Annotated in this window: 13 protein-coding genes and 1 pseudogene; 11 read left to right on the forward strand and 3 right to left on the reverse strand. The window is 53.9% G+C overall.

Features of this window, described 5'->3' with window-relative positions:
• On the forward strand, nt 1–219 hold a 219-nt coding region (locus ACP7BX_RS28620), incomplete at its 5' end, for a hypothetical protein (protein WP_426161331.1).
• Between the two features lie 108 nt (nt 220–327).
• Here ACP7BX_RS28620 and ACP7BX_RS28625 read toward each other — a convergent pair.
• A complete protein-coding gene (locus ACP7BX_RS28625) occupies nt 328–1,821 on the reverse strand; it encodes a CoA-acylating methylmalonate-semialdehyde dehydrogenase (RefSeq protein ID WP_314531632.1) in 1,494 nt (497 codons plus the stop codon).
• Between the two features lie 39 nt (nt 1,822–1,860).
• Nucleotides 1,861–3,210 carry an aspartate aminotransferase family protein gene (locus ACP7BX_RS28630; protein ID WP_177001495.1) on the reverse strand — a complete coding sequence of 450 codons (1,350 nt, stop codon included), beginning with the start codon at nt 3,208–3,210 and terminating at the stop codon, nt 1,861–1,863.
• Between the two features lie 125 nt (nt 3,211–3,335).
• Between ACP7BX_RS28630 and ACP7BX_RS28635 the strand changes: the two genes are divergently transcribed.
• The 6 genes from ACP7BX_RS28635 to ACP7BX_RS28660 all read left to right on the forward strand — a co-directional run bounded on the left by ACP7BX_RS28635 (nt 3,336) and on the right by ACP7BX_RS28660 (nt 9,297).
• Entirely contained in the window at nt 3,336–4,256 is a 921-nt protein-coding gene (locus ACP7BX_RS28635; RefSeq protein ID WP_016977051.1) for a LysR family transcriptional regulator, read from the forward strand.
• Between the two features lie 79 nt (nt 4,257–4,335).
• Nucleotides 4,336–5,730 (forward strand): uracil-xanthine permease family protein, encoded by a 1,395-nt coding sequence (locus ACP7BX_RS28640; RefSeq protein WP_426131417.1) that lies wholly within the window; start codon nt 4,336–4,338, stop codon nt 5,728–5,730.
• Nucleotides 5,731–5,817: 87 nt separating this feature from the next.
• Entirely contained in the window at nt 5,818–6,477 is a 660-nt protein-coding gene (locus ACP7BX_RS28645; RefSeq protein WP_033897303.1) for a TetR/AcrR family transcriptional regulator, read from the forward strand.
• A gap of 12 nt (nt 6,478–6,489) precedes the next feature.
• Nucleotides 6,490–7,071, forward strand: a complete 582-nt coding sequence (locus tag ACP7BX_RS28650) for an IMPACT family protein (RefSeq protein WP_033897304.1) — start codon at nt 6,490–6,492, stop codon at nt 7,069–7,071.
• 35 nt (nt 7,072–7,106) lie between these two features.
• Nucleotides 7,107–7,793, forward strand: a complete 687-nt coding sequence (locus ACP7BX_RS28655; protein WP_028615617.1) for an SDR family oxidoreductase — start codon at nt 7,107–7,109, stop codon at nt 7,791–7,793.
• Nucleotides 7,794–7,938: 145 nt separating this feature from the next.
• Nucleotides 7,939–9,297 (forward strand): 8-oxoguanine deaminase, encoded by a 1,359-nt coding sequence (locus ACP7BX_RS28660; RefSeq protein ID WP_426131420.1) that lies wholly within the window; start codon nt 7,939–7,941, stop codon nt 9,295–9,297.
• A 123-nt stretch (nt 9,298–9,420) separates the two neighbouring features.
• On the opposite strand, the pseudogene ACP7BX_RS28665 reads toward ACP7BX_RS28660, so the two are convergent.
• Nucleotides 9,421–10,194 (reverse strand): annotated as a pseudogene (locus ACP7BX_RS28665) (calcium:proton antiporter); the annotation flags it as partial.
• Between the two features lie 970 nt (nt 10,195–11,164).
• Between ACP7BX_RS28665 and ACP7BX_RS28670 the strand changes: the two are divergent.
• Genes ACP7BX_RS28670 through ACP7BX_RS28685 form a run of 4 tightly spaced genes read left to right on the forward strand, consistent with a single transcriptional unit; the run spans nt 11,165 to nt 17,435 of the window.
• A complete protein-coding gene (locus tag ACP7BX_RS28670) occupies nt 11,165–13,273 on the forward strand; it encodes a hypothetical protein (protein WP_426131422.1) in 2,109 nt (702 codons plus the stop codon).
• Complete coding sequence (locus tag ACP7BX_RS28675; RefSeq protein WP_426131424.1) at nt 13,270–15,447, forward strand: hypothetical protein; 2,178 nt, start codon at nt 13,270–13,272, stop codon at nt 15,445–15,447. The genes ACP7BX_RS28670 and ACP7BX_RS28675 overlap by 4 nt, the downstream gene beginning before the upstream one ends.
• Nucleotides 15,428–15,976, forward strand: a complete 549-nt coding sequence (locus tag ACP7BX_RS28680) for a hypothetical protein (RefSeq protein WP_426131426.1) — start codon at nt 15,428–15,430, stop codon at nt 15,974–15,976. The genes ACP7BX_RS28675 and ACP7BX_RS28680 overlap by 20 nt, the downstream gene beginning before the upstream one ends.
• Nucleotides 15,969–17,435 carry a hypothetical protein gene (locus tag ACP7BX_RS28685; RefSeq protein ID WP_426131428.1) on the forward strand — a complete coding sequence of 489 codons (1,467 nt, stop codon included), beginning with the start codon at nt 15,969–15,971 and terminating at the stop codon, nt 17,433–17,435. The genes ACP7BX_RS28680 and ACP7BX_RS28685 overlap by 8 nt, the downstream gene beginning before the upstream one ends.
• Nucleotides 17,436–17,487: the final 52 nt, after the last annotated feature.

The raw sequence follows: 17,487 nt of genomic DNA on the forward strand, positions 1-17,487 counted from the left end.
GCTTTCGAAGATTTCTTCAACAACTTCAACCACTTGCGCTTCCGATCTCTCGTCAGCGGGAGGCGAATTCTACAGCGCTACACGCTGCTGTCAACACCTCTTTTTCAACTTCCTGACCGCTTCGATGAACTGAAGCAACCTGCTGTCGAAACCTACATAACTCATTGTTTACCAAGGAGTTTTCCGTTTCGACTGCGCCGGAAGTGGGGCGAATTATAGACATCCAGAATCTGCCGTCAATGCCTTTCTTAATATTTCTGTCATATAAGTCAGAAAAAGCCCCAGAAACGCAAAAGCCGGCCCCAAGGGGCCGGCTTTCAGCCAACATTACAAGCTAGGGAAAGCAAACTGCGACGCTTCATGGCTGGCCCGCTGCGGCCAACGCTGGGTAATCGCCTTGCGGCGGGTGTAGAAACGTACCCCATCCGGCCCATAGGCATGCAGGTCGCCAAACAGCGAACGCTTCCAGCCACCAAAGCTGTGATACGCCACCGGCACCGGCAATGGAACGTTCACGCCGACCATGCCCACTTCAATCTCGTCACAGAACAGACGCGCCGCTTCACCGTCACGGGTAAAAATGCAGGTGCCGTTGCCATATTCGTGATCGTTGATCAGTTGCATCGCCGCTTCCAGGCTATTCACCCGGACCACGCACAGTACTGGCCCGAAGATCTCTTCCTTATAGATGCGCATCTCTGGCGTCACACGGTCAAACAGGCTGCCACCGAGGAAGAAACCCTCTTCATGCCCGGCAACACTCAAGCCACGACCATCAACGACCAGCTTGGCACCCGACGCTACGCCGTCTTCTATATAGCCACTGACTTTGTCACGGGCTTGCCCAGTCACCAGCGGCCCCATATCCAGGCCGCAGGACGTGCCTGCGCCGATCTTCAGCGCCTTGACCTGCGGCACCAGCTTGGCAATCAACGCATCCGCCACCTGGTCGCCCACGCACACGGCCACCGAGATCGCCATGCAGCGCTCACCGCAAGAACCGTAAGCCGCGCCCATCAAGGCACTGACGGCGTTATCCAGGTCCGCATCCGGCATCAGCACCGCATGGTTCTTCGCACCACCCAGCGCCTGCACACGTTTGCCGCGCTTGGTCGCTTCCGAATAGATGTACTCGGCAATCGGCGTCGAACCCACAAAACTCAACGCCTTCACTTCCGGCGCTTCGATCAGCGCATCCACCGCGCCTTTGTCGCCGTGCACCACGCTCAGTACACCTTTAGGCAGACCGGCCTCCTGTAACAATTGTGCGATCAACAGCGTGGAACTTGGATCACGCTCCGATGGTTTCAGGATGAAACAGTTACCGCAGACAATCGCCAGCGGATACATCCACAACGGCACCATCGCCGGAAAGTTGAACGGGGTAATACCGGCAACCACACCCAGTGGCTGGAAGTCCGACCATGCATCAATGTTCGGTCCTACGTTCCGGCTGTACTCGCCTTTCAGAATTTCCGGCGCCGAGCATGCGTATTCCACGTTCTCAATCCCGCGCTTCAATTCACCCGCGGCATCTTCCAGGGTCTTGCCATGCTCTTCGCTGATCAACTGCGAGATACGCGCTTCGTTCTGCTCCAGCAATTGCTTGAAACGAAACATCACCTGGGCACGCTTGGCCGCTGGAGTATTACGCCAGGCCGGGAACGCCGCCTTGGCCGAGTCGATTGCCTGTTGAATGGTTTCACGGCTGGCCAACGGCACCTGGTGGATCACCTGGCCAGTGGACGGGTTGTATACGTCGGCACTGCGACCGCTGTCGTTGACCAATTCACCGTTGATCAAATGCTGGATAAGGCTCATGCGGGGCTCCTGAAAAATTGTTCTATATAGAAGGAGAAATCAGTCGATTTTGTTCAGCACTTCGCCGACCGCATCGAACAGCCGATCCAGGTCCTGCGGCTTGCTGTTGAAGGTTGGCCCGAACTGCAGGGTGTCACCGCCAAAACGCACGTAGAAGCCGGCTTTCCACAAGGCCATGCCGGCCTCGAATGGACGCACGATCGCATCACCGTCACGCGGGGCAATCTGGATCGCGCCGGCCAAGCCGTAGTTGCGGATGTCGATCACGTTCTTGCTGCCCTTCAAGCCGTGCAACGCATTCTCAAAGTGCGGCGCGACTTCGGCGACGCTCTGCACCAGGTTTTCCTTCTGCAACAGGTCCAACGCCGCCAAGCCAGCGGCGCAGGCAACCGGGTGCGCCGAGTAGGTGTAGCCGTGGGGGAATTCCACCGCGTACTCCGGCGTCGCCTGGTTCATGAAGGTCTGATAAATCTCGCTGCTGGCAATCACCGCGCCCATCGGGATCGCGCCGTTGGTGACTTGCTTGGCGATACACATCAGGTCCGGGGTCACGCCGAAGCTGTCGGCACCGAACATCGAACCGGTACGGCCGAAGCCGGTGATCACTTCGTCAAACACCAGCAGGATGTTGTGCTGGTCGCAGATCTCACGCAGACGCTTGAGGTAACCCTGTGGCGGCACCAGCACGCCCGCAGAGCCGGCCATTGGTTCGACAAAAACAGCCGCGATGTTCGACGCGTCATGCAGCTCGATCAGCTTGAGCAGCTCATCTGCCAGCGCGATACCGCCCTGCTCCGGCATGCCACGGGAGAAGGCATTGCTCGCCAGCAAGGTGTGCGGCAGATGGTCAACATCCATCATCGCCTGACCAAACATCTTACGGTTGCCGTTCACACCACCCAGGCTGGTACCGGCGATGTTCACACCGTGATAACCGCGAGCGCGGCCAATCATCTTGGTCTTGGTCGCCTGGCCTTTCAGACGCCAGTAGGCACGCACCATCTTCACCGCCGTATCGGCGCACTCGGAGCCTGAGTCGGTAAAGAACACATGGTTCAGGTTGCCAGGGGTCAGGTCAGTGATCTTTTCCGCCAGTTGGAAGGACAACGGATGACCGTATTGGAAGCCCGGCGAGTAGTCCAGAGTGCCCAGTTGCTTGGCCACCGCGTCCTGGATTTCCTTACGGGTATGCCCGGCACCACAGGTCCACAGGCCCGACAATGAGTCGTACACCTTGCGCCCCTTGTCATCGGTCAACCAGCTACCTTCGGCCGCCACGATCAGGCGCGGGTCGCGCTGGAAGTTACGGTTGGCGGTGTACGGCATCCAGTGCGCGTCCAGCTTCAATTGGCTGGCCAGGGACGATGGGGCGTTTTCGGGCATGTTCATCAGCAAAACCTCGCAGGGCAAAAGGCAGCGTCGGGATTGAAAAGCGTTGTTGCAGCTAAATTGCCACGGCGATAAAGTCGGTGAAATTCAACTCTTCTAACCTTCAGTCAGGCCTTCACTAAACTATGAGCAGCCGTCGACCCGACCCCCTGGCCCAAGTCAGCGACTTCGATATCCGCCTGCTGCGCATCTTTCGCAGCGTGGTCGAATGCGGCGGCTTCTCGGCGGCGGAAACCGTGCTGGGCATCGGGCGCTCGGCGATCAGCCAGCAGATGAGCGATCTCGAACAACGCCTCGGGTTAAGACTGTGCCAACGCGGCCGCGCCGGCTTCTCGCTGACCGAAGAGGGCCGCGAGGTCTACCAATCCGCACTGCAACTATTGAGCGCCCTGGAAAGTTTCCGCACCGAGGTCAACGGTTTGCACCAGCACTTGCGCGGCGAGTTGATCATCGGCCTCACCGACAACCTCGTCACCCTGCCCCACATGCGCATCACTCACGCACTTGCGCAGTTGAAGGAACGTGGTCCGGATGTGCAGATCCAGATCCGCATGATCGCCCCCAACGAAGTCGAACAAGGCGTACTCGACGGCCGCCTGCATGTCGGCGTGGTGCCCCAGGCCAGCGCCTTGTCGGGGTTGGAATACCAGCCGCTGTACAGTGAGCGTTCATTGCTCTACTGCGCGGTGGGTCACCCGCTGTTTTACGCCGACAACAAGCAGTTGGACGACGCCCGCATCGATGCCCAAGACGCGATCGCCCCGACCTTCCGCCTGCCCGCCGAGATCCAGGCCCATTACCAGGCGCTCAACTGCACCGCCAGCGCTTCGGACCGGGAAGGCATGGCGTTCCTGATTCTCACCGGCCGCTATATCGGCTATCTGCCCGACCACTACGCCAGCCTGTGGGTACAGCAAGGCCGACTGCGTGCGCTGAAACCGACTACACGTTTTTACGATTTAAGCCTCGCATCGGTCACGCGCAAGGGCCGACGCCCCCATTTGGTGCTGGAAAGTTTCCTGGAAAGTCTCGCGGCAACCCGTTAATTCGGCTCCGAAGCGAAAGCTGAGCAGTTGGACAGCTTTTTGCAACAACCCGAGGACATAGACCTCGAGTTTGCCCGCCATGTCACCAGAAGCGTCCAACAGCAGCGACCTGATCTACGGCCTCAACGATCGCCCAAAACCCGCCCCGGCTTTTCTCGCCGCACTGCAACATGTACTCGCTGCATTTGTCGGCATCATCACCCCACCGCTGATCATTGGCTCCACCCTTGGGCTGACTGCCCACTTGCCCTACCTGATCAGCATGGCGCTGATGGTTTCCGGTGTAGGCACTTTCATTCAGGCGCGTAGGCCATTCGGTATCGGCGCCGGGATGATCTGCCTTCAAGGCACCAGCTTTGCGTTTCTCGGTGCAGTGCTATCAGCCGGGTTCCTGGTGAAACAACGCGGCGGCAGCCCGGAAGACATCATGGCGATGATCTTTGGGGTGTGCTTTTTCGGCGCTGTGGTGCAGATCGTGCTGAGCCGCTTTATCGGGCAACTGAGTCGGGTCATCACGCCTCTGGTGACCGGGATTGTCATCACACTGATCGGCATCAGCTTGATCAAGGTCGGTATCACTGACCTCGGCGGCGGCTTCAACGCCCCCGACTTCGGCGCCCCGACCAACCTGGCGCTGGGCGTGTTCGTCGTACTGACGATCATTCTGCTCAACCGTTCCAATACGCCTTGGGTACGCCTCTCGGCCATCATCATCGGCTTGGCCCTCGGCAGCCTGGCCGCCTGGTTCAGCGGCAAGCTCGTGCCGCAAGCCCTGCCCGACCTCCCTCTGGTCAGCCTGCCGACTCCGTTTCGCTTCGGTTTCAGCTTCGACTGGAGCGCTTTCCTGCCGATCGCGCTGATTTATCTGATCAGCAGCATCGAAACCGTCGGCGACCTCACCGCCAACTGCATGATCGCCCGTCAGCCCATCAGCGGCCCCTCTTATATAAGCCGGCTCAAGGGCGGCGTACTCGGCGATGGCGTGAGCTGCATGATCGCCGCCACGTTCAGCGCCTTCCCCAATACCACCTTCGCGCAGAATAACGGGGTGATCCAACTGACCGGCGTGGCCAGCCGTTACGTCGGTTTATACATAGGCGTGGTGCTTTTTTGCCTCGGCTTGTTTCCATTGATTGGCGCGGTACTGCAACAAATCCCCAAACCGGTGTTGGGCGGCGCCACCCTGGTGATGTTCGGCAGCGTGGCCGCCGCTGGCGTACGCATTCTCGCCCAGGCGCCGCTGGACCGACGCAGCATGCTGATCATCGCCACCTCGTTTGGCGTCGGCCTGGGCATCGCCGCCCAACCGAACCTGCTGCACCTGATGCCGACGCTGGTACAGAACCTGTTCGACTCCGCCATCACCAGCGGCGGGCTGACCGCGATTGTGTTGTGTCTGTTATTGCCCGAAGCCGAGGCAACCACGACTGCCGCAAACCACGCACCAGAAAGCGACACGCTGGAATCGCTTTGACGGTTTTATTGCATCAGGACTTGTCTGAGGCTTGAGGGTGGGTTATCTGTGCACACGTCGTCTCTATCGATCAGCACGGAAACCTCCATGAGCCTCGAAGTTCCTGCCCACAGCAACCACGCCGGTAAGCCTGCCAGCCGCATTCGGCAAAAGAACGAACAAGCGATTCTCCAGGCTGCTGAAGATGAGTTCGCGCGTCATGGCTACAAAGGCACCAGCATGAACACCATCGCTGCCAGTGCCGGGCTGCCCAAGGCCAACTTGCATTACTACTTCACCAATAAGCTCGGCCTTTATATCGCGGTACTCAGCAACATCCTCGAACTGTGGGACAGCACCTTCAACGCGCTGACCGCCGAAGATGACCCGGCCGTGGCCCTCACGCGCTACATCCGCACCAAGATGGAGTTCTCACGCCGCCAACCCCAGGCCTCGCGAATCTTCGCGATGGAGATCATCAGCGGCGGCGAATGCCTGACCGAATACTTCAGCCAGGACTACCGCGCCTGGTTCAGCGGCCGCGCGGCGGTGTTCCAGGCCTGGATGGATGCTGGCAAGATGGACCCCATCGACCCGGTGCACTTGATATTCCTGCTGTGGGGCAGCACCCAGCACTACGCCGACTTCGCCACCCAGATCTGCCGCGTCACCGGGCGCACCAAGCTGACCAAGCAGGACATGGAAGACGCCGGCACCAACCTGATCCACATCATTCTCAAAGGCTGTGGCGTCAAGCCCGCCTATTAAACGAAGCGACTTATGCCTTTTACGCTCACCGGCCTTTGCGAGTTTCGTGAAGAAATACGCAAAAGCCGCTTTATCACCCTCGCGGCGCCCATCACCAGCGCGCAAGACGCCCAGGCATTTTTCGAGCAGCACAGCGACTTGAACGCCACGCACAACTGCTGGGCCTGGAAGCTCGCGGATCAATACCGCAGCAACGACGACGGCGAACCCGGTGGCACCGCTGGCCGACCGATTCTGGCCGCCATCGAGGCGCAGGGTTTTGATCAGGTCGCAGTGCTGGTGATCCGTTGGTACGGCGGCATTCAACTGGGCACCGGCGGTCTGGCCCGCGCCTACGGTGGTGGCGCCAATAAATGCCTGCAAACGGCCGAACGAATCGAGTTGATCAGCCGCGTACCGTTGAGCTGCGCCTGCGCTTTCGCCGAGCTGAATCTGGTTAAACTGCGCGTTGCAGAACTGGGCGGGCTGGTGGTCGAAGAAACCTTCACCGCCAACGGCGTCGAGTTGCAACTCGCCTTGGGCGAAGCGCATATCGACACCCTGCAAATTCAACTCGCAGACCTCAGCCGTGGGCGTATCCTGCTCCAACGCTGAAATCCCTGAACCGCGACGCTTAAAGGAAGCTTTTCATGTCTACGCCAAAAACCGCATTGATCATCGGCGCCTCGCGTGGGCTGGGCCTTGGCCTGGTCAAGCAACTGTTGCAGGACGGTTGGGATGTGACCGCCACCGTGCGTGATCCGAGCAAGGCCGATGCCCTGAAAGCCGTCGGCCCGGTAAAGATCGAGAAACTCGACATGGATGATCAGCAAGCCGTGATCGCCCTGAGCCAGCGCCTGAAGGAACGCACCTTCGACCTGCTGTTCGTCAACGCCGGCGTCAAAGGCCCCGCCAATCAGGAGCCAGGCCACGCCACCTTGGCAGAAGTCGGCCAGCTGTTCTTCACCAACGCCGTAGCGCCGATCAACCTGGCCCAGCGTTTTGTCGGGCAGATCCGCAAGGACAGCGGCGTATTGGCATTCATGAGTTCGGTACTGGGCAGCGTGACCATCCCGGACGGCTCCGACCTGGCGCTGTACAAAGCCAGCAAGGCGGCACTCAACTCCATGACCAACAGCTTCATTACCCAGTTGGGCGATCACAAGCTGACCGTGCTGTCGCTGCACCCAGGCTGGGTGAAGACCGACATGGGCGGCGAAAACGCACACATCGACGTCGATACCAGCGTGCGCGGCCTGGTGGACCAGGTGAACGCCTACACCGGCAAGGGCGGCCATCACTTCATCGATTACAAAGGCGACACCATCGCCTGGTAAAACCCAGGGGATCGTTATCGACCGATTGCCGTCGGTAACGATCCGCGCGTAGACTGCCCTCTCGCCCTCACCGGCGACCCTGGATCAGCAGACAGGGCAACACTGAGCTGGCAAACCTGAACCCATCATTCAGAGGAGCCGGCCAATGCCTGCGACCCGTATCTGGTTAAAAAACCCCCTCGCGATTTTCACCGCCAATGGCCTCGACGCCCGTGGCGGCCTGGTGCTGCAAGACGGTGTGATCACCGAAGTGCTGCCCCAAGGCCAAGAACCTGCGCAGCCCTGCACCCAAGTGATCGATGCGCGTGAGCATGTGGTCCTGCCGGGGCTGATCAATACCCACCATCATTTCTATCAAACCCTGACTCGCGCCTGGGCGCCGGTGGTCAATCAGCCGTTGTTTCCCTGGTTGAAAACCTTGTATCCGGTGTGGGCGCGGCTCACCCCGGAAAAACTCGCCCTCGCCAGCAAAGTCGCATTGGCTGAATTGCTGCTTTCGGGCTGCACCACGGCGGCCGACCACCACTACCTGTTCCCCGATGGCCTGGAAAACGCCATCGACGTACAGGTGGAAAGCGTGCGCGAGCTGGGCATGCGCGCCATGCTCACCCGTGGTTCCATGAGCCTGGGCGAAGCCGACGGCGGCCTGCCACCGCAACAGACCGTGCAACAGGGCCAGGTTATCCTTGAAGACAGCCAACGCCTGATCCACGAGTACCACGAACGGGGTGACGGCGCGCAAATCCAGATCGCACTGGCGCCTTGCTCACCGTTTTCCGTGACCCCGGAAATCATGGAAGCCAGCGCCGAATTGGCCAACCGCCTGGACGTGCGCCTGCACACCCACCTTGCCGAAACCCTCGACGAAGAAGACTTCTGCCTGCAGCGCTTCGGCTTGCGCACCGTGGACTACCTGGATAGCGTCGGCTGGCTCGGCCCGCGCACCTGGCTGGCCCATGGTATTCACTTCAACCCGGATGAAATTGCACGCCTGGGCGCCGCCGGCACCGGCATCTGCCATTGCCCAAGCTCGAACATGCGCCTGGCATCCGGCATCTGCCCGACCCTGGACCTGCTCGCCGCCGGCGCACCTGTTGGCCTGGGCGTGGACGGTTCGGCCTCCAACGATGTGTCTAACATGATCCTTGAAGCCCGCCAGGCTTTGTATATCCAGCGACTGCGTTACGGCGCGGAAAAGATCACCCCGCAAGGCGTGCTGGGCTGGGCGACCAAAGGCTCGGCACAGTTGTTGGGCCGTACGGATATCGGTGAATTGGCCGTCGGAAAACAGGCCGACCTGGCGCTGTTCAAGCTCGATGAACTGCGCTTCTCCGGTAGCCACGACCCGATCTCGGCGCTGCTACTGTGCGGCGCCGACCGTGCGGACCGGGTGATGATTGCAGGCAAATGGCGCGTGATCGACGGCCAGGTCGAAGGCCTGGACCTGAAAGGCCTGATCGCCGATCACAGCCAGGCGGCACGCCAACTGATCGCGGGAACCTAAGCCCTACACAAATCAAAATGTGGGAGCGGGCTTGCCCGCGAAGGCGCCGGGTCAGTGAATGCATGTGCTGGCTGACACGCCGCTTTCGCGGGCAAGCCCGCTCCCACAGGGGATATGCGGTGCTTACAACCCCAACAGCGACAGCATGATAAAGGTCGCAAACAGCACAAAATGGGTCATCCCTTCGATGGCGTTGGTTTCGCCATCGTTGAGGTTGATCGCGCTGACAATCAGCGTGATAAACACCATCACGGTCTGTACCGGGGTCATTGCCATCTGGAACGGCTGGCCGGTGTAGAGCGCCATCGCTTCCATCACCGGCACTGTCAGGATCACCGTCGACAGCGAAGCCCCCAACGCGATATTCACCACCGACTGCATGCGGTTGGCCAACGCGGCGCGCAATGCCGTCAAAATCTCCGGCGCTGCTGAAATCGCCGCAACCACAATCGCCGTAATCACCGGCGGCGCTCCCGTACCTTCCAGGCCAAGGTCCAGGGTCTTGGACATCACCTCGGCCAGTGCGCCGATCACAATCACCCCAAACACCAGGGTGCCGATGGAAAATGCCAGGTTGACCGGCGGCGCCTGCTCTTCTTCCGGCAACTTCTTGCGGCGTTTTTCCGGGTAGCTGTAGCTGAAAAAGTAACTGTGCGGCCCCACCTGCATGCGCAGGAACAGGGTGTACAACACCACCATCGCGCCAATGGTGAAGGCCGAGTAGATTTTCCAGTCGGCTTCGGGGATGAATTCCGGCACCACCATCGACACGCCCATGGCGGTGAGGATCATCACGCTGTAGGTGCGGGCCGAATCATCGTTGTAGGACTGTTCGCCATGCTTGATGCCGCCCATCAGCGCGGCCAGGCCGAGGATGCCGTTGATATCGAGCATCACGATTTTCTAGACATATGAATGACTAAAAGCAGTGAACTTGTTGTACATCAATAGGTTAGATAGTGATCTGACACTGGGGATTTGACAGCGACGTTTAACTACGGCGACGACTGCAAGCGGGCAGAAAAAGCTCCAGACACCGAGTTGATCTGCAGAGCACTACCTTCCTGGCCTGAGAGCGCGAAGGATCAGCAGGGTTTTTGCATGACGTAAACTGGCTAGACCCAACCACGGGGCTGAAAATTAACTCTCCCAAAATTGGATTTTCCGACGAACCATTCCCAGCGCCTGGGAGCAGATACTCATTCTCAGAATGGGTTAGGAAAATCGCCGGGCTGGTTACCACAAAAAAACAAACTGACCTCAGAACCCGGAGCAATCCTATCTGGTGCAGCATAAACGCCACAGGGCTACGAGTAACATATCGCAAGATTAGCCAGATAAAACATCTTATATGATATTAACATTGTCCCACAGAGAGTACCGCATTACCTTGTGAAAGCGACTAAACACCATGTCAATATTGCTTAATGTTGCCTCAGCTATGGCTGAACCAAAAATGCGCTCATCTAGCATCGAATGGTCAGAAAGATGGAACCAGCGCATATACAGCTAGCCTGGAGGAGTAAGGCGCATATTGCAGTAGGATAGACATGGCGCGAGCGATAATCAAGGATTATGCTAGCCTCAGCCGCCACCCCTAAAATCTGAGAAGACACGAAACTGTTCATTCAAGCAATAGGAAAGCATACAAATAGCACGTGAACTCTCATTGAATGCCCATGACAATTATTACCGCCAGAATGTAAAACACAAATAACGCAAAGTAACGATATCTAAAAAACATACTGTTAAAATCAAACAAACGGTATATTGTTAATATACCAATCTCGCAAAAAAAACCTGCAAAAAGTTCTTGACCCAGTCATAAAATCGAATCTCTAATGGTAGTTCCCATGGAGGTCTCCTGATGCTGAGCTACCAAGTTTCGGATGGTAAAATCACCTTCAAGTGGGATGACGATGAGACCATCAGGGGATGCCGAACTCATGAACTAAACATACCTCCACAGATAGAAGACTCGGCAGTTAAGGAAATAGCCGAGGCCTTGAAATTACTATGCATTACCGGAGCGGAAACAAGCTATAGAAGGCATTTCGGATCTGGCAGATGCATTTTCGACCATGTAGCAAAGCTTCGCTTAAAATTTCCACCTGCGGACGATGGCTGGAACAACTTTATCGTTACGCATTACGCGACTCATCTGACAGATATAACTAACAAGCCCAAAACCCGCTTCACTCAATGGACAAACATAGCGATTCTTTATAAGTCGCTTAGGCGTGCAGGTTTGATCCCGACTAATACATTCATTCCAGATGCATCAGCTAAAGGCGTGAGTCAACCTGAGACCGTGGCTCAACCGCACGGCTATGGCACTGTGCACACACCTATTCCAAAATCGACGAAACTCATGCTTCCCAAAAAATATCTTATTGAAGAGGGTTTGAGCCTTGAAGATGATGTTTATCTTCTTAATCTCAAAAATACTCTCGAGATGAGAGCCGGCAAAATCGTTGAATGTTCGGTGGACTATTGGGATCGAATGCTGAGGTGCCATGCGCGAGGCGATAAGCTTTGCAAAGATATTTCGGTAGATCAAATTGAGACTATGCTTGGCAACAAATGTTTCTACAAAGACGGAAAACATCTCGCTCATCCTGACTCGCCATCAGGTCTAAATTGGTTTTTAGCAGTTGCTCGTTATTACGCCGAGCAAACTAACGAGCTTAAATCGATAACTTTTAGCGAACTCGAGAAGCTGCCTTTCTTCAGACCGGTAATTTTCAACTGCCTCAGCAAACCAAAACTTGTTGCAAGGATATGGGAAGCTGCCGGTGACGACGGCATCGCCAACCATACGGTCAGCGAAACGTTCAACCGATTGTTAGGATACCTCTCGCCGAGGGACTGCGCGGTAGCCAGCGCTATTATGATTTCTGAAAACCCTAATTTTAATCCATCATCACTGACCAATATACGGTTATATCGACAAGATGGGAAATTCTATCTTCGTGGCAATGGCGATTACAAAAGAATTACAATCAGCGTCATTAAGCCTCGGGCTGGGTTACGCAAGCTTTCTGTGCTTCCACCCTTGAGTACCAAGATCGTCATGGATGTAATTCGATGCACAAGCATGCCAAGGCGACGCCTGATGTCAGAAGGAAAAAGTGGATGGAGAAAGCTTTTTCTTATGTCAAGCAGCAACCAAATCGGTTCCAATCCTGCCTTTGCAAAAACTTTGCCCACTAATGCGGGTCTCTCTTTGCATGATATTTACAAGGAAAAGTTCGAGGCAGTCGGTGTCACTCCGGGCATGTTGAATCTCAACAAAATTCGATGCACTCAAGGCATACTGGAGTTCCTGCGTAGCGGTAGCCTCCAAGCCGTGGCAGACTTATTGGGAAATTCCCTACAGGTTGTCACAAAGCATTATATTCCACCTTGGATGATTCATCGCTGGTCGGTGAGATTTTTCAGAGTATTACATCAAAAATTTATGTTGGTTGCTACTGAAGGCGAACCGTGGCAGTTGGCTGTATCCGACTTTACAAGCCAAGAAGAGCTTCAAGTTTTCATCCGGCGGGTATTGTTAGGATTAAAATACGGTGATCCGTTAAGTCAATTGATACGGGAGAAACTTGGTCGATATTCGCCTGATCAAAGCTCTATCGTTGAAATGTTCGTAGAGCACGAACTGCTGTTTGATCGCAGTTCAAACAGCTTAGCAGCGATCTACGCATACGCAGAAGCTGTTGATGCGTTTGAACCGAAAGATCGTTTGCTGCCTGATGAATGTACAAATGTACCACTGTGGGTGTTCCCTACGATCAGGGATTTAGTTGCAAAAACAATTAGCCTTGACTTTGATAGCGCATCAAACGCTGAGATGGCTATAGCAGACCGGGTATCAGGAGACTCCATGAGGGAGCTCCGAAAATCGCACGCACACGCGACCATCCTTATGAAAGATCTCCGTCCGCTGGTCTCAATTCGCAATGGAAGAGCATCATGACTGAAGACTCCTTATTCGATGATAGTCGCATCAAGGCGATGATCGAACACGCCGAACGACAAAGCAGAATTTACAAGCAGACCCATAGCTACCAGGCAGACTGGCTCGTACGAGGTGGGATCGGAAGCTCGGAATGGGTAGTAAGCTTTCCAGGGTCAGCAGAGCTTCGCAGTATGAGTTTTGAACGCTTGATGGCGGACGGAACCATGCTAAATGACGAAGTTAATCACAAAGTCCTACATACGGTACAAAAATGGTTGTACCACCTCCGCATGGGCACCATCACTGGTAAGCCATCCGCGCGGACTCGATGGCTTTCCTACTTTCACTTCACAATGAATTTGGCGGCGCGAGCTAACCTTTACAAAGACATATATAAAACTAGCGAACATGGCTTTAAGCTATTCGATATAGATGCTTGCAAGGCCATCGCCGAGGATTTGAGCGATGGAGGGTGGACTGCCGCCTTGTTATTGAAAGAGCGATTCATTGCTCACCTGATTGACGTCCTGCCTGTATCGTTGCCATTGGAGGATGTACTGTTACATCCAGACTCCTTACCTGCTGAGTTAATACGCGAGGCGATTGCCTACTTCACTGAAAAAAAACTTTACGTTGCTAGCACGCAAACCAGCACCTATGAAAACGGACTGCTCTCCAGAGATTATATCGGATCTGTCCTCGGCAGACCCCCATACAGTCTTCACAACCCAAGTTTTCGGGTCTTTATAAGGCAATTTGAACCAACTCTTTTCCACGAGCACTTGTTGCAGAAAGGTGTGCGTAAGAATATTCACAATACGCAAAACACTAAAATAATTGAAGATGTAACTAAAGGAGGGGTAAGCGTTAGAACTTTCAGGGACGACATGGTCATGTTGAAGATGTTCTTTCAAGGCCATGATGCGCTACCAGAGGACATTCCAGAAATCGACATCAATGTCGATGAATTTGTCCAGGAATATACCCAGCGTTTAAAACCCGGCAATCACACCAATCTTCTACCCATGGAAATTGGGTTAAAGTGCTTGAACCAAGCCAGCAAATGGATAGTAGTTTACGGCCAGGCGATTATCGACTCGCTAACTTACTACGCTGAGCACTTCATCACCATTCATGAAAATTACCCATTACAGCACCAAGCTAAAAAAAAGAATGAATTCTTTCAAAAAACCAAGCATTTATGGATAACAAGTGGCATGCCAGGCCTACCTTCTCAACCGTTATCACAAGCCCTTGATATAAGAAGACTTCAAACCGACGCGAAGAAAAATTTCCCTGTCGATCAGTCCCACTACAAGATGGTAATGGAGTGTTTCTTTGGCGCGTGCGCCATAATTATAGGAATGGTGAAACCGATTCGCAACACTGAACTGACCACCCTGGTACGAGATTGCTTATCTACTGACACTGGCAACAATGGCGCGTTTATCAGGCACATGGTAGGTAAAACTGGGGCTTTGGGTGTTAACAATATAATTGAACGCCCTATACCTTACATAGCGGCTCACGCTATTCAATTACTTCAAGTGCTAGGCAACTCTCTAACTGCCATATATGGAGACAATTCAAAGTACGCCAATAGTCTATTTTATATTCCAGGAAGGGGTTTTAAATGCCCTAAGGGCAAAAGAGCTGAATGGAAGGTTAACCAATGTATCGATACGTTTTGCGATTTCGTTAAAATGCCTGTTGATAAACTAGGTCGCCGATGGTACGTACGCGTCCATGAGATGAGAAAATTCTTCCTCCTTTTAGTACATAGGCACGTAGGTGATGCCGGAAAAGAATTATTAAGATATATGGCCGGCCACTCTGACCAGGATCACATTAACCATTATATCGAGTATGATCCTTCGGATTCTGAGGCCATACGCTATGAGTCCGAATGTATCGATGACAAGATGATTGCTCTTGAAAATGGTCTATTGGCCGAAGATCAAAACCAAGGGCTTCTAGCTCTTTATACTAAAGCTCTGAAAGACTTCAAGGTTACAAGCATTTCTACAATTAGCAACTCGGAGTTCCTCAAGTATCTTGACAAGGCAATCCAACAACCTGGGTTTGACATGACCACCTATAGGGTCAGACTCGAGACATTTGAAGACGAGATTTACGCAATTGATTTTGCGATTAGTCTTGGGGATAAAAAAGATGCGCACTACAACAATTAATAATTTGCACTCCAGGCGTACATGGTTAACAAAGGTTCTTTCTGGTGAAAGTTTACCTTCAAAGGAAGAATTTCGGGCTTTGTCTACCATGAAGAGCTTCTGCCTACTCGAGATCCCCGGTCTCTTCAAGCGCATTTCTTTAAACTCGCTGAAGCAAGCGGCAAAGTCCTCAATGCTAGATATCCCCGTGTCGAACATGTGGAGCGAGATGTTAGAGATGAGAGCTAAGGCATTCGCCCTATCGACTCCTACGGTAATCGAAGCGCCCACTCCCAGCCTCCCCACCTTCAAAGAGCAAGCACGTATCGCGCTGCTAGAGGCTCACATCGCCTCAATGGCCTACTTTGACGTCCTTACCTTCCTGGAACGAATCGACCCTCAAAGTTCACACAGCGCCGAAGAAATTCGTGCGTATATCGCGCTGAAAGTAAAAACATCCAAAGTCAAGTACCATTCTTTTCTGACAAGCGATCTGATGATTTCATCTAAAAATATAAAGGTTATTGATGGTGGTAAAAAGAATGGCTAAGCAACTCTACTCAGAGTACGAGTCGGTAAGCGTTCCAGGCCATCCTATGCCGATCCGACAAACGGGCGAACTTGTAGGAAAGCCGCGTATTATTACGAACTACGTACTGATTCGTTGGCCCAATGGTAGGCCATGCAACCTTGTAAATTTCTGGATTGCAGAATTTTGTGCTTCAACAGGCGCTAGAGACTCTGCGCGGGTAATGGCCGCACTTATTACACACTTTATTCGCTACTGCTTTGTAAAGCCTGTCCTTTTCAAGGACTTCAGCGAATCTCACTTCGATGAATTCACTGAGCAGCTAGTGCAAGAAACTGTTTCAACACTTACGGGTGTAAGGCCCAAAAGGAATAACAACCGCACCCGACTGATCCAACACACCACCCTTAATTTTTTGTACTGGGTCACCACCAAACACCCATCAATAGTGGAGAGACCGTTGGTAGGAACCGTGCATAGCGGAGCTAACATTATCGTATCTTTTGAGATAAACCCCAAGACCAAGCGTTCTTACATGGATCATCCATCGCTCGCAGCCCCAGTTCCCTACAATGATGACAAGGTAGCCATAGACGAGCACACAATACAAAAAATTCAGAACGAGATTTTTCGCAAGCGTGAGTGGGATGAACTCCCAGTCCGATCCAGGTTGAAATCGATCAGTGACCTTGAACTCTATGATGCTACCAGTGGGTATTTGTATGAAAGACGAATGTTTACAATAAGAATGATGAAGCTTACTGGACTGCGTCCAGAAGAGCTATTCGACCTAGACCTTCGGCTGAACCAAAACGTTTCAGGCGCTCTAGAAATTGTGATCCCCACTAAAAAGCGGGGAATCCCAGCGCCTATCCGCCGCTTCAAAGTCAATGCCGCAGCTGCAAGACAGTTTAAGGTGTACGTCGACGCTAGGCAGGCGTACATCGACTCCCTACATATTCGAGGAATTTTCTGCAACCAACCTGCTAACATCTTTATAGGTGAGCACGGGGGTTGCTTGAAGAAAGAATCAATAACTAAGGAGTTTGATCGGCTGTGCAAAGGTGCCGGGTTAACTAATATCCGTGTTTGCCTATCCATGTTCAGACACCGTTTTGTAACCCGTCAGATCAACATCAGGCTGGAAGCGAAATTCAACAAAAATCCACACCTCAGAGAGGGATGGACTCCAACACTGCGTGACGACATATGTGGAGAGGTGGCACGTCTTACCGGTCATTCTGATCCAGCATCCCTCTTCCACTATTTTCATGCGGAATTCAAAGCTCTCACTTCAAGCTCAAGTTACAGCTCGCTGCTTGAGGCTCAAGATGAGCTGGACTCCGTCAAGGACACGCTCACGGCACTGGAACATAAGGCCAAGCTTCAGAAAACTGATCTGTCGGCTGAAATACAAAACCTCAAAGCCATGGCGGAAAAGCTGGAAATGCGCTTAAGCAACTCGGAGTTTTCTGCGTAATCCCTTGCCACAACCGGGAAGAATTGAGAGCTTGGCCCACCCAGCCTGTGCC

Origin of the sequence: Pseudomonas sp. DWP3-1-3b3 (assembly GCF_049896305.1) — a bacterium.
Taxonomy (GTDB): Bacteria; Pseudomonadota; Gammaproteobacteria; order Pseudomonadales; family Pseudomonadaceae; genus Aquipseudomonas; species Aquipseudomonas azotoformans_A.